Annotated in this window: 16 protein-coding genes and 1 tRNA gene; 8 read left to right on the top strand and 9 right to left on the bottom strand. The window is 46.8% G+C overall.

Translation table 11 applies throughout. The annotated features are described in order from the left end of the window. Positions 1 to 3: 3 nt before the first annotated feature. The 4 genes from AC0VYA_RS01690 to AC0VYA_RS01675 are packed head-to-tail and all read left to right on the top strand — an operon-like array spanning position 4 to position 4,302. A complete protein-coding gene (locus AC0VYA_RS01690) occupies positions 4 to 726 on the top strand; it encodes a uroporphyrinogen-III synthase (RefSeq protein ID WP_011573270.1) in 723 nt (240 codons plus the stop codon). Further along, positions 727 to 2,103 carry a uroporphyrinogen-III C-methyltransferase gene (locus AC0VYA_RS01685; RefSeq protein WP_475489865.1) on the top strand — a complete coding sequence of 459 codons (1,377 nt, stop codon included), beginning with the start codon at positions 727 to 729 and terminating at the stop codon, positions 2,101 to 2,103. Further along, a complete protein-coding gene (locus tag AC0VYA_RS01680) occupies positions 2,100 to 3,281 on the top strand; it encodes a heme biosynthesis HemY N-terminal domain-containing protein (RefSeq protein ID WP_011573268.1) in 1,182 nt (393 codons plus the stop codon). The genes AC0VYA_RS01685 and AC0VYA_RS01680 overlap by 4 nt, the downstream gene beginning before the upstream one ends. Position 3,282: 1 nt before the next feature. Further along, positions 3,283 to 4,302: an MBL fold metallo-hydrolase gene (locus tag AC0VYA_RS01675; RefSeq protein ID WP_475489864.1), complete on the top strand. Its 1,020-nt coding sequence runs from the start codon at positions 3,283 to 3,285 to the stop codon at positions 4,300 to 4,302. A gap of 89 nt (positions 4,303 to 4,391) precedes the next feature. Here AC0VYA_RS01675 and AC0VYA_RS01670 read toward each other — a convergent pair whose 3' ends face one another. The 4 genes from AC0VYA_RS01670 to AC0VYA_RS01655 form a co-directional block, all read right to left on the bottom strand. Continuing rightward, positions 4,392 to 5,549 (bottom strand): ROK family transcriptional regulator, encoded by a 1,158-nt coding sequence (locus tag AC0VYA_RS01670; protein ID WP_475489863.1) that lies wholly within the window; start codon positions 5,547 to 5,549, stop codon positions 4,392 to 4,394. A 157-nt stretch (positions 5,550 to 5,706) separates the two neighbouring features. Next, positions 5,707 to 6,945, bottom strand: a complete 1,239-nt coding sequence (locus AC0VYA_RS01665) for a glycerate kinase type-2 family protein (protein WP_011573265.1) — start codon at positions 6,943 to 6,945, stop codon at positions 5,707 to 5,709. A 9-nt stretch (positions 6,946 to 6,954) separates the two neighbouring features. After that, a complete protein-coding gene (locus AC0VYA_RS01660; protein WP_011573264.1) occupies positions 6,955 to 8,535 on the bottom strand; it encodes a sodium:solute symporter family protein in 1,581 nt (526 codons plus the stop codon). 152 nt (positions 8,536 to 8,687) lie between these two features. Next, a complete protein-coding gene (locus tag AC0VYA_RS01655) occupies positions 8,688 to 11,135 on the bottom strand; it encodes a TonB-dependent receptor (protein WP_475489862.1) in 2,448 nt (815 codons plus the stop codon). Positions 11,136 to 11,338: 203 nt separating this feature from the next. On the opposite strand from AC0VYA_RS01655, the gene AC0VYA_RS01650 reads away from it, so the two are divergent. Beyond that, complete coding sequence (locus AC0VYA_RS01650) at positions 11,339 to 12,634, top strand: MGH1-like glycoside hydrolase domain-containing protein (RefSeq protein ID WP_475489861.1); 1,296 nt, start codon at positions 11,339 to 11,341, stop codon at positions 12,632 to 12,634. Between the two features lie 13 nt (positions 12,635 to 12,647). Further along, entirely contained in the window at positions 12,648 to 13,868 is a 1,221-nt protein-coding gene (locus tag AC0VYA_RS01645; RefSeq protein ID WP_475489860.1) for an AGE family epimerase/isomerase, read from the top strand. A 174-nt stretch (positions 13,869 to 14,042) separates the two neighbouring features. On the opposite strand, the gene AC0VYA_RS01640 is transcribed toward AC0VYA_RS01645, so the two are convergent. Together AC0VYA_RS01640 and AC0VYA_RS01635 are read right to left on the bottom strand one after the other, a co-directional pair. Continuing rightward, on the bottom strand, positions 14,043 to 15,428 hold the full coding sequence (locus AC0VYA_RS01640; RefSeq protein WP_475489859.1) for an alkaline phosphatase PhoX: 1,386 nt from the start codon (positions 15,426 to 15,428) through the stop codon (positions 14,043 to 14,045). 135 nt (positions 15,429 to 15,563) lie between these two features. Further along, positions 15,564 to 15,800: a hypothetical protein gene (locus tag AC0VYA_RS01635; protein ID WP_475489858.1), complete on the bottom strand. Its 237-nt coding sequence runs from the start codon at positions 15,798 to 15,800 to the stop codon at positions 15,564 to 15,566. A 91-nt stretch (positions 15,801 to 15,891) separates the two neighbouring features. Between AC0VYA_RS01635 and AC0VYA_RS01630 the strand changes: the two genes are divergently transcribed. Then, positions 15,892 to 15,968 (top strand) — tRNA-Arg (locus AC0VYA_RS01630). 1,479 nt (positions 15,969 to 17,447) lie between these two features. Next, the gene (locus tag AC0VYA_RS01625; protein WP_475489857.1) at positions 17,448 to 19,394 is read left to right on the top strand and encodes an RNA-binding domain-containing protein; all 1,947 of its coding nucleotides are present in this window, start codon (positions 17,448 to 17,450) and stop codon (positions 19,392 to 19,394) included. Between the two features lie 237 nt (positions 19,395 to 19,631). Here the strand turns inward: AC0VYA_RS01625 and hipB are convergent, their stop codons facing one another. The 3 genes from hipB to AC0VYA_RS01610 form a co-directional block, all read right to left on the bottom strand. Then, positions 19,632 to 19,871, bottom strand: a complete 240-nt coding sequence (gene hipB, locus AC0VYA_RS01620; RefSeq protein WP_475489856.1) for a type II toxin-antitoxin system antitoxin HipB — start codon at positions 19,869 to 19,871, stop codon at positions 19,632 to 19,634. 182 nt (positions 19,872 to 20,053) lie between these two features. Next, the gene (locus AC0VYA_RS01615) at positions 20,054 to 21,649 is read right to left on the bottom strand and encodes a class I adenylate-forming enzyme family protein (RefSeq protein ID WP_475489855.1); all 1,596 of its coding nucleotides are present in this window, start codon (positions 21,647 to 21,649) and stop codon (positions 20,054 to 20,056) included. 32 nt (positions 21,650 to 21,681) lie between these two features. Beyond that, positions 21,682 to 22,554, bottom strand: coding sequence for an SDR family oxidoreductase (locus AC0VYA_RS01610; RefSeq protein WP_475489854.1), 873 nt, complete (start codon positions 22,552 to 22,554; stop codon positions 21,682 to 21,684). Positions 22,555 to 22,585 lie beyond the last annotated feature (31 nt).

Genomic DNA, 22,585 nt, shown 5'->3' with positions numbered 1-22,585 from the left:
ACCATGACTGTGCTGATATTCCGCCCAGAGCAAAAATGCGCCCCAAGCGCAGCGCGCTTTATTACTGCGGGTTTACCTGCGGTTGGCGTCGGCCTGATTAGCACACAAGCCAGTCAAGAAGCTCTGAGCTCATTGCCGAGCGCACTTGGCTCCCTATCCTCTGGTGACGGTATTATTGTAACCAGTACGGTAGTCAGTCAGCTATTGGCGCAGCAGCGCATTGAGCTACCAAATTCAGCGACAATTTTTGCCGTTGGTAGCAGTACTGCCCAAGGTCTACGGGCACAAGGTTATGACGTGACTGTGCCTCTCGTGCCTACCACCGAAGGCTTGTTAGCGCTCTCCCCCCTAAAAGAAATCGCTGGGCATACAGTCGTGATTTTAAAAGGCCAAGGCGGCCGTGAAGATTTAGCCCAACAACTTACCCAGCGCGGCGCTACTGTTTTGCTAGCAGATATTTATCAAAGGATAAAAATTGCCACGCCTAAAGCCACACAAGAGTGGCAAGCAGAGCAGATTAGATGCATCATTGCTACCAGTGGTGAAATAATAGATACGGCGTTTGAGCATTTCGATGCTAAGTGGCTACAATCTTTACCTTGGATTGTGGTAAGCCCACGAACTGAACAAATTGCCGTAAAACAAGGTATAAAGACAATATTTGTCAGCGATGACGCTAGCGACCAGGCACTTATTCGCCGTGCCAAGGAATTTTTGGAGCATTAAATGGCAAACCAATCAGATACAAATAATTCATCAGGCGGCAAGCCAAAGAGCGACACGCCTCAAAATAAGCCAGAACAACCGAAAGATAAGTCCAGTAGCGCACCTTCAAATGCGCCCTCGAGTCCAGCAACGAGCACAGCGTCCACAGCGGTAATAACACCTGCTGCGCCAAAAGCGGAGTCGGCTGATCATGGCACGAAAAAGAATCCTACAGCTCCTTTGAAAAGCGACAAAAACGTGAAAAAAACGACCAGTGCAAGCGATAGTTCGGGTACACCTAGTGCCACTTCCCCCACCAAAAATCAAAAAAATCAGAAGCCGGCCAAAACCGGTGTTTTGTGGTTTGTTACTATCGTCAATCTGCTGATTTTATTATTGATTGTGGCCGGTGCTTATTGGGGCTGGACACAGTGGGAGCAGCAAAAGCAGACTCAACAGTCGACCCAAAGTGAGCAACAAGACATTCTAACGCGCCAAGCGCAGCAAAATCTGTCTATTACTGACGAAGTGAAAGAGCAAAATAGTCGTCTTGAATCACAGCTACGTAGTGTCAATCAAGAGCTACAGAGCGCTCTTGAAGAGGCAGAGGCTGCGAACAATCAATCTCAGGCCAATAAACAAATGCTAAGCAGTATCGCCGGTCGTCGCCCTGCTGATTGGTTACTTGCTGAAGCAGACTTTTTAGTCCGCATGGCTGGTCGTAAGTTGTGGTTAGAGCATGACCTAAAGACCGCGATAGCCATGCTGCAGTCAGCTGACAGTCGCCTACAAGACTTAGACGATCCAAGCTTACTGCCCGTGCGAGAACGCTTAGCGAATGACATTCAAACTTTGGCCCAAGTCAATCCTGTGTCGTTATCGTCTATCGCATTGCAAATCAGTGCGCTGCTGTCCCAAGTTGACCAGTTACCACTTAATACCTTCGAACGTCCTGATATCGCGCCCCAAGGCGGTGAGGACGTGTCCGATTCAGTCGATGATTGGAAAGCCAACTTATCTCGCGCATGGGCAGCATTCACCAAAGACTTCTTTAGCTATAAAAAGAAGGAAATCGAAGTTCAGCCTTACATGTCAGCACAGCAACAATGGCTGGCGACTGAGCAACTAAAGCTTTCTTTGCTACAAGCCCAAAGCGCCGTGTTGAAAGAGAATGTTGAGCTTTATCAACAGTCATTGCAAAACGCGCAACGGGTGCTAGACGAAAGCTTCGCTGTTGACGAGAGCGCAGTAGTGCAATTTGACCAACGTATTGAAGAATTGGCTGAAACCGATATTGAGCGCGTCTATCCAAGTCAGTTTAACGCAGCTCCGGCGCTGCAAGACATCATTCAGCAACGTATCGACAATGTCTTCGTTAACGGAGCTAGCCAACCATGATAAGAATTTTAATGGTCTTCGTGGCCTTGCTTATTGCCGTGTTGGTTGGCTCTTTAATATTCGACGACAAGGGCTATGTGTTTATTGATTTCGCTGGCTACGTTGTTGAAATGAACGTGTTTTCCATGGCGATAATGACGATCCTGGTTATCGTAGGTTTGTTACTCTTTTCATGGTTAATCAAAAAGTTAATCATGATCATCTCAGGCTCAAAAAACTGGCTAGGCAACTGGGGTTCACGTAAAAAGAAACGCGCATTCACCAATGGACTTATCGCATTGGCCGAGCAAAACTTCCTTGAAGCTCGCAAGCAACTTGCCAGTATCGAGCAAGAAGATTTCGATGGCTTGAACTTGCTTGCTGCCGCCGAAGCAGAGCTACAACTGCAAAACCCAGCAGGTGCGCAAGAATACTGGCGCTTAGCCACGTCTTACCCTAAATCAGCCTTTGCTGCCCGGTTGTGTCTGGTACGCGATCACTTGCAAAATCAGCACCCGGTCAAAGCCCTCGACATTTTGGATGAGCTCGACGACAAACAAAAGCGCCAACGTTCCGTCCTGACTCTGCGAGCGCAAGCATTGGTTCAAGCGGGTAAATGGCAAGAATTAAAAGACCGCTTACCCTCTTGGAAAAAAGCCCTAGGTGAACATTACGAACACTATATGCAGTTAGCATCAAAAGGTAACTTTGCTGAAATCGCCAGTAAAGAGGGGGCAAACCAGCTGAAAGAAAATTGGCATTCACTGCCTAAGTCGACAAGACGCGACCCTGCTTTACAAGCAGCGTACGTTAAGCAGCTCATTGACCAAGGTATGCATATCGATGCCGAAGCAGCACTGGGCGAGTATCATAAAAACAAACCCCATCCTATGTTGTTACCTCTTTATAAAGAGTTAAAACTGTCTCAGCCAACCACGTCGCTGAAACAGCTAGAACAATGGTTAAAAGCAGACGACATGAATGTCGAGCTACTCTCGACCTTAGGTGCAGTTGCCTATAACGCCAAGGATTTTAGTTTGGCCGAAAAAGCCTTAAGTAAAGCCATTAAGCTGGGCAATCGTCAGCAAGATATATTGCTGTTAGCAAAGATTAAAGAATCGCAACAAGACAATCAGCAAGCCTTGGCTCTTTACAAACAAAGCTTGGCCCAACCCAATGAACTGACTAAAGCGGAATAAGATGCGACATATTATTGCAAAAGCGAAATGGCTACTGACCATTTCGCTTTTTTTTGTAATCAGTACAGGCCTGCAAGCCGAAACAGATGACACCTCTCCAGCGTTTGAACTGGTGGTGCTAGGCGACAGTGGCGGTATACAAGACGGAAACTTGAGCGCTTTTTTGCTGCGCTCTGTCACCGAGCCTAACTATGTGGCATTAGATGCAGGCACCTTGGTCAATGGGATAAATCAAAGCGTTGAGCATGGCGCGTTCGACGAATTAGCCATAGTGGATGATGATAAATGGGGTAAAGCGGGTAGCATTTTGCGTCATCATGTTAAAGGTTACTTAATAAGCCATGCTCATCTCGATCACATCAATGGCATGCTAGTGGCATCTCCAGAGGACAGCAAAAAAAGCATTTACGCGATTCCCTCAGTGAACACCATGATCGGTGAAACCTACTTTAACGGCAAAGCTTGGGCTAATTTTAGCGACCGAGGTATTCCTCCTATGCTAAACAAATACCAAGTAGTGGACTTGCTACCAGGCAAAACAGCAGCAATCGCCAACACTGCGCTAAATGTCACTGCTTTTAGCTTGAGCCACCCAGTAGAGTCCAGCGCGTTTGTGATTGAGCATGGGGACGATATATTCGTTTACTTCGGTGACACTGGCCCAGACATAGTGGAAAAACAAGGCAAGTTAGACGCCATCTGGACATATCTCGCTAAACAGATAAAGCACAAAAAACTGCGGGGCATGATTATCGAAACCTCGTTTGAAAACGACCGCCCCCATAACTTATTGTTTGGCCATTTAACGCCCGAGTTGCTGATGAGTGAGCTCGAGAGCTTCGCCGCCAAAATAGGTGGTGAAAAACCCCTTAAGGGTCTGAATGTGGTGATTAGCCATATCAAATATACTCTGGCAAAAAACGTCGACCCTAGAGCTAACATCAAACAACAACTGGATGAAGCAAACAACTTAGGCCTCAACATCATTATTCCACAGCAAGGTCAGAAGCTGCAGTTTTAGCCTAAATGAGTAAGTGATGATGACCCCACAAAAAAAGCGTATTGAATACAATTCAATACGCTTTTTTTATATTCGTATATGACCTCAGGCTACAAGCAGAGCTCGCGCAAGGGAATGGTTGCTGCACCAATTGAAACAGGGTGCTTCTCTATGCCCGATACCACAATTTTAGGCATTGGGCGCTTCGCACCTCGGCGAAATTGTGCATACACGTCGATACGCGGAATGACCATTTCAGCCAACTCTTTAGGGATATGCCCGCCGATGATAATCGCTTCTGCATCCAGTAAAGCAGAGCAACAGGTAGCGACTAAATCAAACGAATCTTGTACCTTGAAAATCCATTCTTCTACACCTGGCCAGTTCGGATCAAACTCTTCATGCAAGTTGTAAATGGAGCTGAATTTCACACCATTTTTCTTCAAGATCCGCTTCAGTAATTCTAAATTGGGATGAGCGTAAATTTTTGATGGCAACATATCGCCCAACTCACCGGCATTGCCATAGGTGCCTCGCAGCACCTCCGTGTTGGTCACAACGCCGCCACCGAAAGCTGATGAAACAAATAAGTAAACAAAGTTCTTATATTGGCGACCCACGCCCGCTACACCTTCACCTGCGGCCGCGCCTGTGCCGTCATTCACCACCCAAGTAGGCAATGTAAAGTGACTTGAGATAATTTGCACAATATCCACTTGTGACCATTCTTCAAGCATATGGTGGGTGTTCATCTTGCCATCCATTGAGCTAAAGAAACCTGAAATTCCAACCCCAATCCCTAGTACGCGCGACTCATCGAGTTTACAGCGCTCACTTAGTTCAGCGATAAGTTGTTCCGTCGCCTCAAGCACATGTGCAATGCTCATGTCGTCCATTTCACGGAACTCTGTGGCCATGACATTGCCTGCAAAGTCCATCACCGCCACGCCGACAGCATCTAATAATATCGATACGCCAAAGGTGCAGGCATAGTCAGGGTTTAGCTCGATGCCAAAACCCGGTTTACCTTTAGGATTAGGGATCATCTCTTCCGTTTGACGCAGCACCTTTGATTGGGTCAGGCCTTTTAATAAGCGGGATACGGTTTGCTGAGGAATTTTGGTGGCAGACACCAATTGGCTCTGGGTGACACGCTGTTCCCAAAAGACAATTTTGATAATATCGCGCTCAATATCTTGGAAAAGCTTACTGCCTTTTCCGAGTTTAAAACCAGAACGCAAATATTGACTGTTGTCGATTGAGAACATAAGTAATACATCTACCTTAAAATTGCTATAGCCTATTTGAAAGCTCAAATAAGAACAAGCAGTGTTATTTTTAAAGCGTTATATTTCAATGCCTAAAGTAAGTAAAGCACCCTAGTAATGGCGCTTACTGTCAGCATCTAACTGATTTACACTCAGGCTATTCGATAATAATCGCTCTAAAGTCATTAACGTTGGTGTTCGTTGGACCGGTAATAACCAAATCGTCGATGGCCCCGAAAAATTTATGGCTGTTATGCGAGGCTAATAACTCAGCAGCACTGACGCCCGCAGCAGCTGCACGATTTAAGGTAGAGCTATCAATGTACGCACCTGCAACATCCTTACTGCCATCCACACCGTCAGTGTCGCAGGCCATAGCAGATATCCCCTCAATGCCGTCAAGCTCTAGTGCTAATGCCATCAAATACTCTTGATTAGGCCCACCGTCGCCATACTCTTTGCCTACGGTAACCGTTAGCTCACCGCCTGAAAATAACATCACTCGCTCGCCATTCGCTCTGCATGCTAATGCTTGCTGAGCATGAGCTTTAGCCACGTCACGAGCTTCCCCTTGAATTTCGTACCCGAGCACTTTGGTTTGCCAACCTTGTTGCTGAGCTACCGCAATGGCGGCATCAATTGCATGCTGAGCGTTGGCCACAATATGATACTCACTCGGCGCGCTATGTTTTGGCGCCACTTCAGGTTTAGCCAAGTAGTTGGCAATACTGCCTACCGGTGTCCAATGGTATTTTTGCAAGATAGCGGCCGCTTGTGCCTTGGTTGAAGGGTCTGAAATGGTTGGGCCAGAAGCGATATCCGCCGCGTTGTCACCCACCACGTCCGAGATCATCAAGGTCACGTGTTTTGATTTCGCCGCTTGGGCGAGCCTGCCTCCTTTAACCAAAGACAGCTGTTTACGCACTGTGTTTATTTCATCAATGCTGGCACCGCTGCGCAGTAAAAACTGATTTAGTTGCTGCTTATCCGCGAACGGTACGTCATCCACAGGTAAACACATCAATGACGAGCCGCCACCAGAAATCAGAAACAAAATCGGGGTTGTCGCGGGTGTCTCGCGCACTAAATCGAGTAACGCTTTACCTGCCACCAAGCTGTTATTATCTGGTGTGGGATGATTTGCCGTGAGCACTTCAATTTTTCCCGTGTCACCTGCACTTTCATATCCGTAGCGGGTCACAACCGCGCCGTAGCACTTGTCACCTAACACTCGGTAGGTTTCGGCGGCCATTTCAGCTGCCGCTTTACCCGCCCCCACAACACAAATGCCATTGCTCGTATCAAGCTTGCTTAACTGCTCGGCCATGCAAGCACTGGGCTTACAGGCCGCAACAGCGGTGTTGAATAACTCGAGTAGAAAAGCGTGATATTTCATTCTTTAACCTTAAACAAACGCGGTGGGGATATATAAACAAAAGGCGATCATAGCGGCAAACATACCCAGTAACAGGACGATGTCTTTGGTGGTCAAAATTGACAGAGACACGGGCGCAGCTGCGGCTTCTTCTTCGCTTGGCTGGTAAGTAAAAGGTTTAACTTTGCTCATCATCATTGCCATCACAATCGTGACGACGAAGCCGATAAAGTTCCACCAGAACCAGAAAATTTCAGGCGCTATCATCGAGATAAGCAAGTTAAATAGCACCCCGCTAATAAGCCCAATGTTGACGTGTAAACCCGACGTGCTTTTGGTTAATACTGCTAACAAGAACACGGCAAGAATAGGCCCGTAGAACAAAGAGCCGACCTTGTTAATCGCCTCAATAATCGTTGGCGCGATGTTGCCAGCATAAAGAGATAGCACCAAAGTAATCGCGCCCCACACTAAGCCCATGTATTTAGCCAATTTCAGGTAGCCGCCCTGACTTAATTCTTTATTGGTTATACGGCAGTAATCTTCAATGGTCACCGCAGACAGCGAGTTAATTGCCGAGCTGAGCGATGACATAGCGGCGGCCAATATTGCGACAACCAATAAGCCGATAAGTCCATGAGGTAAGTAATTTAAAATGAACATCGGCATCATCCAGTCTGGATTATCCGTCGGGATCTTAGCCATAAAGCTAGGCTCAGTCATGGCTAAAGTGCCCACAATCAAACCCGAGAAACAATACAAAATTGTGATAGGAAAACGAATAACGCCATTGGCTAAAATCATATAGCGCAGGTTGTCAGGATCTTTTGCTGACAATGCACGCTGGGCTTGGGTTTGGTCACAGCCATAATATGACGCGTAAAGTACCACACCACCGAATATCATTGGCCAGAAGCCAAAACCGTCGCCGCTAAAGCCGAACGAATCAAACTTAACCGCTTGCAGGCGATCTGCATCAACATTGGCAACAAATGAATCCACGCCACCTAGGTAATACAAGCCGTACCCGATACAGGCCACAGTGCCTAAGATGATGATAACCATTTGAATGGCATCGCCGTAGACCACCGCTTTCATACCGCCTTGCAGCGAATAAAGCACGGTAATGACACCGGTTAATAGAATGGCTTGCCATGCTTCGATACCCATGGTGCCTTGCAGAATAAGCGATACGGCGTAAATCATAATACCGGTCGCAAAGGCCCGGCTAAACTGAAACACGATACTGATCAACACACGAGTGGAGCGACCAAAGCGCATTTCTAAATAATCGTAAATACTGACAATGCCAGCACGGTAAAGCTTGGGCAGAATAGTCGCCAGAATAAGGATCATGGCCAAAGGCACACCTAATTCGTACGACAGCCACTGCATGCCGCCACCTTCACGCAATCCTACAAAGGCGGGAGCAGAGATAAAACTAATTGCTGATAACTGAGTGGCCATGACCGACAACGCCAAGGGTTTCCAACCTAGACTTTTCCCACCCAGAAAATAGTCACTTTTATTTGTCTGTTCTCGCAACATAAATCCCATGACTAACAAAGCCACCAAATACAATGCAACAACCAAAAAATCTAGAGTATTCATAATTTTATTCACATATCTGCACGAACGTAAACCATACCGCTGGTGCTACTAAATTGAAAGAACGGTGAATAGTTGCTCACTGAGATACCTTTCAGTGAGCAAGCTATTCAACCTAAATGGCGCAAGGAAGCGCCAGTACACACAAACTTACTTTAGAAATCATATCGTGCGGTTAAGCTCACTCTGCGTGGCAAGACTGGGCGGCCCACGAAGAACTCGCCACCCGACACTTGGCTGTTCCCTTGACGAGGTGAGCCTTCGGTAATGCCGTCAGTGTCGAACAAGTTCCATACACTGACGCCGACACGAATTTGCTGATCATTATTTAGCTCCCAAGAATAACCGGCACTTAAGGTCGCAATAGTGTGGCTATCCAGTTCGACTGAGTTATCGTCGTTCGCATAAGCATCACCGAAGTAACTCAAGCCTAAGCGCGCATCAACAAAGCCATTGTTATAAGAAACCGCAAGATTACCCGAGAACTCTGGCTGTCTTCTTGGTTGCTTACCTACGTTACCGCCTTCGCTAAATTCAGCGTCTTGATAGGTCACGTTACCCTCAAGGATCACTTCGTCTGTCATATTCCAGCGAGTAATCACTTCAGCGCCTGTGGTTTCCGTTGATTGCTGCTTCACCACTTCTAGCAAGCCGCCTGAGCCATCATTTTCGAAATCCACTGAACGGCGATTATCCAAGTTCGCTATGAACAATGACGCATCTATGTATAAATCTTCTGGGAAATACTTAAAACCAATCGCGCCCAGAGTAATATCTTCGCCCTCGTAGCTTTGTGGCTCACCGTTTTCGTTAAACGTGATACTTCTGATCTGCGGGAAGAAATAACCGGTTGACGCATTCGCGTATAGGTTCAGGTCTTGGTCATCCATTTTGTACAACACAGCCGCCGAGAATGCCGCTTCGGTTGTAGCCACTTCACCGTAAGTAAAACGCCCGTTACCTGTGGTATTGACTTGTAAGTTCGGTGCTAATGATGGATCGTCATTCACCACAACCACTTCACTGCCTTCAGATTTAGTTGTCCCTTCAGCACGTTCAACACGCATACCGACGTCGAGTGCCCATTGGTCATTTTCCATCTGGTCCGTTACGTAAAACGCCATACGCTTACTGGTTAAATCTTTATTGGTGTAACTTGTGCCTGGCCCGACAATACCGTTTTTCGAATATTGCACTGTATCACCCGCTTCATTAGTAAAAGACAAGTCAACCAAGCGCGCGCTGTCGCCATTGCTAAAGTCGGCTAAATAGCTGGAGATAATGTTGTAATCCATCTGCGAAGAGTTGATGAAGAAGGTACCGATATTCACGGTATGGTCGAATCCGCCCGCCTCTATGTCACCTGTTAAGTTGAATTCAGTACTGAAGAAATCGCCGTCGCGCTGGCGATCTAATAAGCGGTTACCGAATAACAAGTAATCTTCTGGCAAAGCATTGCCTGTTTCAGACCATGTATAATTCGCCGTACCGAGTGAGTTTAAAACGTCACCGTTTGCGGTGCGACCTAGGTTATTCGCGTAACCATCTTGGGTTTCTGGCGTGTTGGCAATGCCGTCGCCATCCAAGAATAAATTGAACTGATGGTCATAGCTGGCGACTTTTGCCTTACCCGCTAAGCGCCAGTTGTCAGTTAACTCTTTCTCAAAATCAACACCGAATGAACCACCCTCTGTGAGCACACCATTTCGAATAGGTGACTCGTAAGTGCCATCGGCTGTGTCGTAACGTAAATCGGCTGCGGCAACGGTTTGTGCCACATAGACGGTTTCGCCATCATTACCGGTTAAACGCTCGCGGCTGTCACCTTCAAGGGGTAAAGGAAGGAAAAACTGCACTTGGTCATCAATCATTTGACCGTGGAAGGTAATATGGCCATCGTCGAATTCTTTACGAATGTTACCTCTAAGTTGGTAACCCTTGGTTTCTAAGCCTGTTTCTAAAGGGCCTTCATCGTAACGATAGAAACCAGAGATCGCGTAATACAAGTTTTCATCACTGGATAACGCACCGCTATTATAGAAGTCTGTTCTAACACGGCCTTCTTCGGCGATTTCGACCTGCACTGTGGTTTCTGGGTCGTCACTGCCCGTACGCGAAATATAGTTGATAATGCCGGCCACTGACCCTGGGCCAAACAAGTTAGACACACCACCACCCACGTACTCGACTCTTTCTATGCCGATGTCAGGACGGTAGTAAACATCTTGTGCTGACGATGTCATGCCAGATTGAAAAGCGGGCATGCCGTCGTAATTAAGGGGAGTAAACTGAAATTGACCACCAGAGGGTAAACCACGAACGAATGCGTTGGTTGCGACTTCACCCCCGCCCCCCTCTACTTTAATACCGGGAACACTCATGAGTATGTCAGCTTGACTCGAAAACCCTGTGTTGGCGATTTGGTCTTTACCAATCAACGTCGTTTTGGCTGGGGTGTCTGCTTCAGTACGTGCAACACTAGAACCGGTAACAATAATATTTTCATACTCATCATTGTCAGGGGTTTCCGTATTTGCTTCTTGGGCCATTAATGGGGTGGCAAAAAGTATCGAAACTGCACAGGCAATAGGTGTCATTTTCATGGTGTTCTCCAACTCTTTTTAAGATGGTCAATGTCAATGGTGTGTATTCGTCACTTATTCGTTATTAATGTGGCGAACGTTCATTTAATGTTATTAATTTGTTACTTCGAAACAGATTAAAACACACGAAAAAAACATTTACAACCCATAATGAGTGCTTTAAGATTCATTTATCGTCTGATAACCCAAAAAGAGCACCCGTTATGACTACCAACGTTAATAAAGTACATTCTTTAGAGACTGCAGCATTAATTAAGAAAGCCCAAGAGACGCTAGTTGCCAATGACTTAGGTGGCTACACCGTACCAACACACGGTCTATACCCTTTTCAATGGAACTGGGACTCCGCTATTACTGCATTAGGTTGGAAGCATTTCGACGAACCACGTGCTTGGCAAGAAATCGAAGTTTTGTTCGACGGCCAATGGGATAACGGCATGGTGCCGCACATACTCTTTCATCAAGACTCCACCACGTACTTCCCTGGTCCAGACATTTGGGGCTCTGACAAACGCGTGAAAAGTACTTCTATTTCCCAGCCGCCGGTGGTGGCCACTGTCATGAAAGACATGTTAGATACCGCGGACGATAAAGCCTTTGCTCTAAGTAAGGTTGAGTCACTGTTTTCGAGCTTAGTGGACTATCACTTATGGTGGTATAACGAGCGTGACCCGCTAAATACTGGCTTAGTGGTCAGCTACCACCCGTGGGAATCTGGCATGGACAACAGCCCAGCATGGGATGAAGCCTTGCACGATGTACCGTGCGTAGATTGGGCCTACGAGCGCCGCGACTTAGGTCATGTCAACTCAGCCCAGCGCCCCCATAAAAGCGAATATGACCGCTTCTTGTTCTTGGTCGACTTCTTTAAAAAGCACAAATTCGACAGCGAAGTGATCTTCAATGAGTGCCCCTATAAAGTGAACGACATCGGTATCATTTCGATATTGCACAGAGGCAGTAAAGATATACTCGCTTTGGGTGAAACCTTAGGTATTAAAGACGAGCGCTTAGACGTTATCGCTCAACGTATTGCCCTCACTGAAAGTGCCATTAATACCCTGTGGTGTCCTGAAGCAGAATACTTCTATTGCCGAAACGTACTCACTGACACCCTATGTAAAGTGCGTACCTCTGCCGGGATGTTAACCGTGTTTGCAGGTTTGGCTGATGCCAAGCAAAAAGACATTTTGAACAGCAAAGCCAAACAATGGAACGAAGCCAGCCAGTATTGTATGGCGTCAACTCACCCCGAAGAAAGCCGCTACGAACCCCAGCGTTACTGGCGCGGGCCTATCTGGTTACACATTAACTGGATGATTGCACTGGGCTTTGAAGCTGAAGGTTACCAACAAACCGCAGATAAATTACGCAATGACTGCCGCGCCCTCGTTGACTTGTCAGGCTATTACGAATACTTCAACCCTGAAACAGGCGAAGGTTGTGGCGGTAAAGACTTTTCATGGACAGCCGCCATCGCCTTGCATTGGTTACTGTAAGGGCAACAAGAAAATGAATATCACGAATAACACCCCATCGTTTCATGCTCCAGCGTTTTTGGTTGAGCATATTAATGACACGCTTAAATTTTATGAAACTAACGTAGACGACCCCCATGGCGGTTTTTACCAAAACTTTTTAGACAATGGCGAGGTGTTCGACAAAGGCACTCGTCACTTAGTCAGCTCAACCCGTTTTGTGTTTAATTACGCCCGTGCGTTCCAAGAATTTCGCACTCCGAAATACCTTGAGCGGGTCAAGTCGGGTATCGAATTCATTCGTAATGCCCATTATGTACCTGAAACGGGTGGCTATAATTGGTTATTAACTGTGCAAGACGGTGACGTGACGGTGCAAGACCAAACCAATCACTGCTATGGTTTTGCATTTGTGATCCTGGCCTACAGCTGGGCGCTGCGGGTGGGTGTTATAGAAGCTCGCGAGTACCTGAACGAAACATGGAATACCATGGAGCAACACTTCTGGGATGCACAAGCCGGTTTATACAAAGACCAATGCAACGCCGATTTTAGCGTGTGCGATAACTACCGCGGGCAAAATGCCAACATGCACACCTGTGAAGCGTTGATAGCAGCGTATGAAGCCAGCGGCGAGCGCCACTTTCTTGATCGCGCCATCGCCCTAGCAGATAAAATGACCAACCAACAAGCTGCCCTTATGGGTGGTTTGATTTGGGAACATTACGACCTCAACTGGCAAGTGGACCTTGAATACAACAAAGACGATCCGAAAAACCTGTTTCGTCCTTGGGGTTTTCAACCGGGTCACCAAACAGAATGGTCAAAGCTATTGTTGTTTATCACTAGGCACGACCCGCAGCCTTGGTTAGTCGAGCGCGCTAAAGCCTTGTTCGATGAATCACTTGCCGTCGCGTGGGACAAAGAGCATGGCGGGATATTCTATGGGTTCGCCCCAGATATGAGTATTTGTGATAACGAAAAATACTTTTGGGTTCAGGCGGAATCTATGTGCTGCGCCGCATATTTGTACCACCATACTGGTGACGCTACCTACGCGGATTGGTACAACAAAATTTGGCAATACTCATGGCAGCATATGGTTGATCACCAATACGGCGCTTGGTTCAGAATACTGACCCACGACAACCAAAAAATTGATCAGCTTAAAAGCCCAATCGGTAAAACTGACTACCACACCATGGGTGCTTGCTACGACGTACTCGAACTAGTGCGCCGCCACCCAATGGCGTAAATAACACCACGCTTAGCTGTCGCAACGCTTGTAAACGCAATAAGCAATGCCAGCCCGGCAAAAAGGTAACAGGTAGTACTAGCCTGCATGAAACACTGTGTCCCCCTTGGTTTCATGCGGGCTTTTTATTGTTTGCTTATCAGTGCAATGACTCGCCTGAGCATAACATTGGTATTAACCTGCGAACTTATCCCAAGGCCCTTTGATGGCTAGGGTTCTGGTAGGTGAATACAAATTAACAAACAAGACTGAACCATCAGGCGAGAAACACGCCCCAGCCAATTCGGTTTGCATATGTAAACGCGCAAAATCGTATGCTTCACCTTTCGGGGTAACACCGCGTAAGTGGTTTTCTACCACGTCAGTATATTGGTCTTCGCACACCAAAAGATGGCCGTAAGGAGTAACGGTCAGGTTATCGCCGAAGTTGTACAACGATTCATCCTCGCTTTGTAAGAACAGCTGCAACCTGCCAGGCGCATCAGCCTCTTGTGGCTGGCCCTCGAAAGCCGATGGCTGATAGCGCATAATCTGCCCTAACTGCTTGCTACCGCCATTGGTGCAGCAAAAATACAATTCGTTGTCTCCCCAGTGGATCCCCTCACCACGAGCAAACAAAGCGGCCCCGTCTTTATAACCTCGAGCACGCAAGTCGTCTTCAGGGCTTTCGGGGTTATCTAAGTTTACCCAATGGGCATCTACCCATTCTTGTAGCGGCATCTGCTGTGCTTCCCAATTGCGCGTATCGTAACCTTGGCTGCCTTTAACGCCGTTAGTACCGTTGAGCACTAGAGCTTGCAGTTGGCCGCCTTGGTCGAGCTGCCCACGCTGATGAGGAATAAATCGATAGAACAAACTGTCGCCGCGATCCTCAGTCAAATACACAATCCCCGTTCGCGGGTCTACCGCAGCGGCTTCATGGTTAAAGCGCCCCATGGCGGTTAACGGCTTTGGCTCAATTAAGCCGTTTGCCGTGGCTGGCACTTCAAAAATATAACCATGGGACTTGGCGACACCTGAACCGGCTTTAAGCACTGACTCTTCACAGGTTAACCACGTATTCCAAGGGGTCGCACCACCTGCGCAATTACGCACCGTGCCAACCAAGGTTAAAAACTGCTCTTCAAGGGTTTGGGTCTTCAGGTTGTACACCAGTTTACTGGTACCCCCAGGTAGCGCCACGCCATCGTCGGTCTGATCATAAGCCATGGTGCTCTTATGCTGCTGAATGCTCTGCTCAGCTTTGATTAAGTCGCGTGGATGCAACTCATGGTTACGAATAAGCGCCACGCGATCTTCGTCCAATGGGAAACAGCCCATGCCGTCGGCTCTATCCGGCACGGTGAAACCATCAGACATTTTTTCACCTAACTGAGAAATAACCTGATAATTAAAGCCAGCTGGCAAATCCAAAACCTGTTTGGGATCAGCCAATAACGGGCCAAACCCATGCGTACTGGCTAATGCAGAAGCCGCGTTCACTTTTCCAAAATAACTTGCCGTTAAACCACCAAACGCCAATGCACTTGCACCCAAAGTAAACTGTCTTCTTGTTACCATAATCTTGCCTAAACCGTTGAAATGAAATCAAACACAAAATGTGATGTTATCACATAATATTATTTATAATGTTCGTTAATGCTGTTAAAGCGTGATTATAAAAGGCAAATACCACAGCAATATGACAACGTGGTTTTATCCGTTAGGCGCAATAAAAGACAAAAACTGGCTATGAGCAAACATCCCCAATAATAAAACCAAATAACAGTGGAAAATACGCTGTATTTCATTAGAATCAGCGCTCACAAAATGAAGCACCCGTAGCTCAGCTGGGTAAGCGCCAGTCGGCGCAGCCGATGAGAAGTGATTTAACATCACTTCGAGAGAAGCGAACGGAAGTACAGGATGTACGCGCTGGGGAAATATCATCATGGACGTGTTTACGCCATAGTAAAAAGAGTCACCCCAAGCTTTATATTGAAAATAGCAGTACCGATACAACATGTATCAATCAGCAAAATATGCACCCGTAGCTCAGCTGGATAGAGCGTTGCCCTCCGGAGGCAAAGGTCACAGGTTCGACTCCTGTCGGGTGCACCATCTCCTTGACGTACCTTTTAATTTAATATCATTTATTGTTCTCGACACACCTTATGAGCACCCGATAGGTAAGAACCTGTGTTGCGTTCGACTAAAACGTCGGGAACGTTTTAGGACATGCGTAGCATGGTCGCGAAGCGACGACCGCCATGGATGGTGGAAGCAATCGCGCCGGGTGCACCATTGACGTGCTATCGCATTGAAGCGACTCGCCGAACGCAGTGAGAGCTGATATCTGAAATGCCGTTAGCACAGGTGAGTTAAACAGCCTGACGACGTTAATGATGACCTATCAAATTAAATTCCTCTACTAGAACCGTATATTTAGAACGTCTCCAGTTCCCCAACAATATTCCTTTGTCTAGATAACTGGCTTGCCATCCGGCCGATTTGAACGCGATCGTTCGACCAAAATGTCAGGATTCGACCGACACTCGGCATTTTGGAACGTCGCTTGCGACGGCCCGTAGGGTAAAATACATGGACGTGTTTTATACTCCTGTCGCCAACTTCGTTGTGGGAACACCATTGTCGTGCTATCGCATTGAAGCGACTCGCCGAACGCAGTGAATGCTGATATCTGAAATGCCGTTAGCACAGGTGAGTTAAACAGCCGGATGACGCTAACGAAGACCTATCAAATTAAATTCCTCTACCAGAACCCCATATTTAGAACGTCTTCAGTCCCCCAACTTGCCCGAATAAACGACTTAGCACCCGATAGGTAAGAACCTGTGTTGCGTTCGACTAAAACGTCGGGAACGTTTTAGGACATGCATAGCATGGTCGCGAAGCGACGACCTCCATGGATGGTGGGAGCAATCGCGCCGGGAACTCCATTGTCGTGCTATCGCATTGAAGCGACTCGCCGAACGCAGTGAGAGCTGATATCTGAAATGCCGTTAGTACAGGTGAGTTAAACTGCCTGACGACGTTAATGACGACCTATCAAATCAAATTCCTCTACTAGAACCCCATATTTAGAACGTCCCCAGTACCGTACATTATTCCTTTGTCGAGATAACTGACTTGTTATCCGGCCGATTTGAACGCGATCGTTCGACCAAAATGTCAGGATTGGAGCGACACTCGGCATTTTGGAACGTCGCTTGCGACGGCCCGTAGGGTCAAATACATGGACGTATTTTATACTCCTGTCACCAACTCCGTTGTGGGAACACCATTGTCGTGCTATCGCATTGAAGCGACTCGCCGAACGCAGTGAGAGCTGATTTCTGAAGTGCCGTTAGCACAGGTGAGTTAAACTGCCTGACGACGTTAACGACTAACTTGTTACGTCAATTCCGTTGTGGGTGCGCAATTTTTAAAGGGCTGTAGCCCGATTCTCTTCTTCTAAAAATTCTCTTTTTGAAATATGTAGCATATCTGTAGCAGTGATCACGCGTTACAGCGCCTTTCTACTCAACCTGAGAAACGTGATATTGTTTATATAAACTTAGCGTTGAATTAGCAAAAATTATGAGTTTTTTTGAAATTAAATCATTGGAAGATATCTCAATTCTTCGCGAATCTTCTGAAGTCGAGTGTAAGTTAGCAGGTGGTAAGGATGGTAAAGGCGCTCTCCCCATAGATATGTGGGAAAGTTATAGTGCTTTTGCCAATACTGACGGCGGAACTCTTGTACTAGGGCTGAAAGAAAAGAAGGGAAGTTTCACAGTCGTAGGCATTGAAAATATCGAGCAAGTTCGCACTAATTTGTTCAACTTAGCTAATAATAAGAATAAAGTTAGTCAGAACATACTTACTAATAGCAGTGTCAGTGAAGTATGTATCGACGGTAAAAACTTGCTGATAATTCATGTTAGACGAGCCGTTCGTCAAGAAAGACCCGTTTATTTGAATGGGAACCCAATTGGCAATACTTTCATTAGGGCAAACGAAGCAGATCAGAGGTTGCAGCTAGAGCAAGTTAAGCGAATGCTTGCAGAGCAGGTTGAAGATTCTAGAGATAATGAAATTTTGCCATTCTACGGAATGGATGACATAGATATTGAAACCCTTAGAATTTATCGGCAGACATACTCCAATCTTAATCCCACACACCCTTGGAATGAATATGACAACCAACAATTTTTAAAAATGATTGGCGGATGGAGAATTAATAGAGAGACTGGCGAAGCTGGTCTTACCGTTGCTGGTCTTCTAATGTTTGGAACTCATCCTGTCATACAAGAAAAATTTCCTTACTACATTCTGGACTACCAAGAAAGACCTGAAGCAAAAACCGAACGAAGATGGGTTGACAGGCTGACGTTGGATGGCACTTGGTCGGGAAATTTATATGACTTTTCCAGAAAAGTTTACAGAAAGCTCGTTGAAGATTTAAAAGTTCCTTTCGAATTAAAAGAAGGCTTGAGACAGGAAGATACTCCTGTTCATATCGCCCTTCGCGAAGCACTTGCAAATACTATTATTCATGCTGATTATACTGGTCGGGCTTCTATTCTAGTTGTTAAACGACCAGATATGTTTGGTTTTAGGAATCCCGGACTCATGCGCGTGCCGATTGAGATTGCATTACAAGGTGGAGAACCGGATTGTCGAAATCGATTGCTCGCACAGATGTTTAGATATGTGAAGTTCGGCGAGCAAGCTGGTTCTGGACTTCCTAATATTCTTGATGGATGGAAGAGTCAGCATTGGAAAGTGCCTTTATTGCATGAAGCAACAAATCCTTATGATCAAACATTGCTAGAACTACGAATGATTGATCTTTATCCTCAAAAAATCTTGAAAGAGTTAACGGAGCAGTTTGGTAGCAAGTTTACTAACTTATCTGAATTAGAAAGAACGATAGCTATTACAATTTACTCAGATTTCTATCTGACCCATCAGCAGCTTTGTACTCAAACATCCGCTCATGCAAGAGAGGTGACGCTTGCTTTGGTAAAATTAGAGAGGACAGGAGTGATTTGTTCGACTGGGGAGCATAAAGGAAAAGTGTACCATCGTCCTGAAGTCGAAGTTCCTACACCAGATAACGCTTTAGGGCAATTTCTAGCAGAGAGTTTTCAAGTCACTAAACCTAAAAGTTTGTCAGTATTAGAGCAAAGTCCGGAGTTAACTCCGGAACTAAGTCCGGACAAAGGTCCGGAGCTAACTCCGGAACTTTTGGCAGAAGAAGATAAATGGAAGGAGCTCGAGAGGATAGCTTCCCCTGTTATAGGTAATACGAGAAAACTTGGAAAAGAGAAAGTAGAAGAAGTAATAATTGAACTCTGTTACGGAAAATTCATAAATTTGAATGATTTAGCTAATTTGTTAGATATGAAGCCGGACACTTTACGGAAAAATTACCTTAATCCTTTAGTCACCTCGGGTCGCTTAAGTCTTGCGTATCCAGCAACAAGGCATCATCCAAAACAAGCCTACTGGTCTAACTACGAAGAGAGTAGAAAAGAATAGGTACACTTACTTTACAAAACTCCAAGTAAGAGCTAAACAGCCGCCAAGGCGGCTTGCCCAGAGCAAAGCTCCAAGCGCCATTCATGGATGCGAGTAATGCTCACTTTTCCCTGATAGATAATGCCTTTTAGCTTCGAAGTAATAAGCCCGCTAAACCAACTGATTTTAATCAGCCCAGTGGTTTGTTGAGCAGCAATTCATAGTGCGTGCTGGCCACTTGCTGTAAGGGCGATCAAATCACCAATTATCTTCATCCTGCCCTGTGTTGAAGGCAGTTTCTGATATTTGCATGTGTATTTGAAGCGCTTGCAAGATTTTGAAAAAGGTTTGCAGCTGACAAAGATCTGGATGGTTCTCGAAGTTTGATATCGTAGCTTGTTTGACCCCTGCTTTGGCCGCAATGTCTTGCTGGGTCCAATTGTTCTTGGTGCGGATTAATAACAACTGATTGGCCAATTGTTTTGGGCTGTAGATCATCTGAGTCTCCTCTATACCTTCAAGCGGATAAAAGACACTATATCCCTTCCGGGGTATATGCACAACAATATCCTTTGTAGAGGATATCCAATCAATTATCTGCTTGAGCGGATAAGCCTTCCTAAGGTCTACTCATTACAAAGTTATTTCCTTAGAAAGCCCGATGTTTGTTACGCAGCCGCCTATTCATTTAGTTCACTGAAGAAGTCCTTATACTGCTCTCGCAACTCCACCTTTCTGACTTTCCCTGTGCCTGTAACCGGTAGGGTTTCGCAGATAAAAATGGCTTTGGGGACTTCGAATTGCCCTAGCTGGGCTTTGCAGTGCGCTTCGATAAGAGCAAGGTCAGCTTCATTGAAGGTTGTGCTGATAATGCAGGCACACACGGCTTCGCCCCAATGGGGGTGGCTCACGCCGAAAGCGGCTGCGCGCTCGATACCCTCTAGTAATTCCAAGGCTTGCTCTACCTTTTGTGATGAGACATTTTCGCCACCGGATTTTATTGTGTCTTTGATGCGATCAATAAACAGCAGTTGGCCTTGGTTATCGATTAAGCCGATATCCCCCGTGTGATGCCAGCCGAATTTGCCCGCCTCTGCCGTGGCTTGCTCGTTCTTATAATAGCCACGCATAACTTGTGGCCCGCGCCATACGATCTCCCCTGCTTCGCCGTTTGGCAGCTCGTTGCCTTGCGTATCAATAATCGCTTGCTCACCAGTACACACCGGCACGCCCCAATAATTACCTTCGCTAAATTCGGTTGGGGTTTTATCTCGATACATACAGGCAACAGGGGCAAACTCGGTTTGGCCGCTGCCCAGGTGCATCTGGCAACCAAAGACTTTGCGCACTTTTTCTAGGCTTTTACTATTCATAGCAGCCATGGAATACACCCCTAATTTGAAATGTTGAAAGTCGCGCTGTTCAACATTCGGCGTGGCGAGCAGTGCATGCCACATCATGGGCATAAACACGGCGGTTTCGATTTTTTCCTGCTCAAGGCTATCCACGATGACGTTAGGGTCAAATGCAGCGTGCAGCACAGTACAGCCCCCGCGCATCATGACTGGGTGTAGCACAGCCAAGGCCGCACAATGAAACAACGGCAGCACCAACAACATCCGGTTATAGCGATTTAGCTCGAGCTCAATGACACCGGTTAACGCCGCTATGGTCAGGGCCAGATGGGATGACTCAACCGCTTTAGGCCGTGACGTGGTGCCCGAGGTGTAGATCATGTGGGCCGTATCTCTGTCCTCAATAATACGGTCATTAATCTCTTGCTCACTTTGATTATCGAGTAGCGCTTCTAAGCTGTAATCAGACTTGCCTTTGGTATTGCCCATTTGCACGGTCAGCTTGATGTGTGGATTACCTTGGGTGCTGGCGTGCACTAGCTCGGTAAACATCGCTTCGTAAATAACCGCTGAGGTTTCGCTGTGTTCAAGGTTGTAGCGCACATCGTCCACGCCTTGCATAAAGTTAATGGGTACAGCGATGACACCAAGTTTGTAGCAGGCAAAGTACACGGTGAGCATGTCGCGCTGATTAGTTGAGAATAACGCTAGTTTTTCCCCTTGTTTAACGCCCTTTTCGATTAAGCCGTGGGCCAACTGATTCACCCGTTTATTTAACTGGTCGTAACTGGTTGCTCGGCGCTCCCCATTCGGAAAATCCACAATGGCGGGCTGCTCGCCACTGTCTCTGCTGCGCTTACGAAGCAGGTCACCTAAGGCAACGCGCTCTATCAGGTTTCTATTCAATGCGTGGTTATTCATCTTCACATCCTTCGTTGATATTGTGCTGCGCGTTAGCGCAAAACCTTGGGCGGCGCTGAGCGATGAAAGCCGTCCCATGTTGTGCTGTTAACGGGTGCTGTTTGGCAAAGTGGTGCAAGTGCGGGGGCTGAGCCCATACTGGCAGCGCCGTCTACCCATATAGATTGGCCACTAATGAAATTGGCGCCTGGGCTCATTAAAAAACAAATCAGCGACGAGATTTCTGCTTCACTAGCAATACGCCCTAGGGGGACTGCATGTTTTAGGTTTTTTATCGCGGCCTGCATCTCTTGGGGGTAGGTATCAAGGCCAGAAGAGGCCACCCAACCCGGTGCCACCGTATTCACTCGCACGCCATATTGGCCCCATTCCCACGCGGCCGTTTTAGTGAGGTTCTCGACACCTGCGCGGGCAGCACCAGAGTGCCCCATACCCGGCATGCCGTTTTTATTATCCGCGGTGATATTCACTATGCTGCCGCCATGAGCTTTGAAGTGCTGTTTAAACAGCTCTCTGGCCATTAAAAAGCCGCCCACAAGGTTGGTTTGCACCACGCTTTCAAAGCCTTTTTGGCTGATGGCCTCTAGTGGCGCGCGAAATTGCCCACCGGCAATATTCAACAAGCCATGCACGTGCTCATGGGCTTCTAAAATAGCGCTTACAGTGGTGATGACCTGCTCTTCATCGCGGATATCCAAAGCAAAGTAGTCTGCACTTCCGCCATCATCGATGATCTCATTACTGGTGCTCTGCAATTTTTCTAGATTGCGCCCAAGCAAAACAACGCTCGCCCCTAAACTCGCCAATTCATGTGCGGTGCAGCGACCAATTCCACTGCCGCCGCCCGTAACAACATATGTTTGCCCAGCAAAGCTGTTTGCCCTTAAGCAAGATTGATAGCTCATACCTTTCCCCTCAATTCGCAGCTGATCATAG

It is taken from the genome of Paraglaciecola sp. QJM3NY_14 (assembly GCF_056173245.1).
This window is presented reverse-complemented; position numbering and strand designations above follow the sequence as displayed.

Excerpts from the sequence above, each read along its gene's own strand:
- AC0VYA_RS01690 (WP_011573270.1), top strand. The coding sequence starts at position 4 with ATGACTGTGCTGATATTCCGCCCAGAGCAAAAATGCGCCCCAAGCGCA.
- AC0VYA_RS01685 (WP_475489865.1), top strand. The coding sequence starts at position 727 with ATGGCAAACCAATCAGATACAAATAATTCATCAGGCGGCAAGCCAAAG.
- AC0VYA_RS01680 (WP_011573268.1), top strand. The coding sequence starts at position 2,100 with ATGATAAGAATTTTAATGGTCTTCGTGGCCTTGCTTATTGCCGTGTTG.
- AC0VYA_RS01675 (WP_475489864.1), top strand. The coding sequence starts at position 3,283 with ATGCGACATATTATTGCAAAAGCGAAATGGCTACTGACCATTTCGCTT.
- AC0VYA_RS01670 (WP_475489863.1), bottom strand. The coding sequence starts at position 5,549 with ATGTTCTCAATCGACAACAGTCAATATTTGCGTTCTGGTTTTAAACTC.
- AC0VYA_RS01665 (WP_011573265.1), bottom strand. The coding sequence starts at position 6,945 with ATGAAATATCACGCTTTTCTACTCGAGTTATTCAACACCGCTGTTGCG.
- AC0VYA_RS01660 (WP_011573264.1), bottom strand. The coding sequence starts at position 8,535 with ATGAATACTCTAGATTTTTTGGTTGTTGCATTGTATTTGGTGGCTTTG.
- AC0VYA_RS01655 (WP_475489862.1), bottom strand. The coding sequence starts at position 11,135 with ATGAAAATGACACCTATTGCCTGTGCAGTTTCGATACTTTTTGCCACC.
- AC0VYA_RS01650 (WP_475489861.1), top strand. The coding sequence starts at position 11,339 with ATGACTACCAACGTTAATAAAGTACATTCTTTAGAGACTGCAGCATTA.
- AC0VYA_RS01645 (WP_475489860.1), top strand. The coding sequence starts at position 12,648 with ATGAATATCACGAATAACACCCCATCGTTTCATGCTCCAGCGTTTTTG.
- AC0VYA_RS01640 (WP_475489859.1), bottom strand. The coding sequence starts at position 15,428 with ATGGTAACAAGAAGACAGTTTACTTTGGGTGCAAGTGCATTGGCGTTT.
- AC0VYA_RS01635 (WP_475489858.1), bottom strand. The coding sequence starts at position 15,800 with ATGATGATATTTCCCCAGCGCGTACATCCTGTACTTCCGTTCGCTTCT.
- AC0VYA_RS01625 (WP_475489857.1), top strand. The coding sequence starts at position 17,448 with ATGAGTTTTTTTGAAATTAAATCATTGGAAGATATCTCAATTCTTCGC.
- hipB (WP_475489856.1), bottom strand. The coding sequence starts at position 19,871 with ATGATCTACAGCCCAAAACAATTGGCCAATCAGTTGTTATTAATCCGC.
- AC0VYA_RS01615 (WP_475489855.1), bottom strand. The coding sequence starts at position 21,649 with ATGAATAACCACGCATTGAATAGAAACCTGATAGAGCGCGTTGCCTTA.
- AC0VYA_RS01610 (WP_475489854.1), bottom strand. The coding sequence starts at position 22,554 with ATGAGCTATCAATCTTGCTTAAGGGCAAACAGCTTTGCTGGGCAAACA.